Annotated in this window: 1 protein-coding gene; it reads left to right on the forward strand. The window is 38.2% G+C overall.

All coding sequences use genetic code 11. From position 1 onward, the window contains the following. A partial coding sequence (locus BTV99_RS13605; protein ID WP_178377989.1) for a hypothetical protein occupies nt 1-351 on the forward strand: 351 nt, incomplete at both ends.

The following is a 351-nucleotide window of genomic DNA, read 5'->3' on the forward strand; positions in this document are numbered from 1 at the left end:
TAGTGAGATAGGCGGCAGCGGTAATGTGGGCGTTAAATTAATGACTAAAGGTAGCAATGCTACACCAGTAGAAGCAAAAGCCGTAACCATCCAGTTGGATGCAAAAGCTAAAGAGTACGGAATTACAGTAGCTCAGGGCACAACCAATACAGATTTTAGTGGTGAGACTACCTTTGCTATAAAAGTTCCAGAAGGTTTGACAGCTGTACAACGAGCAGATTTAAAAAGCGCAGGGTTTAAGTATCAGCTCTCTTATGTTGAAAACAATATTACTTATAAGTCTGATATAAAAACAGTAAAAATTACGACGCCTAGCGTGAGTTTAAATGTTTTAAATGCGACCAATAATAT

It is taken from the genome of Psychrobacter sp. Rd 27.2 (assembly GCF_001921755.1).
In the GTDB taxonomy this organism is placed as follows: domain Bacteria; phylum Pseudomonadota; class Gammaproteobacteria; order Pseudomonadales; family Moraxellaceae; genus Psychrobacter; species Psychrobacter celer.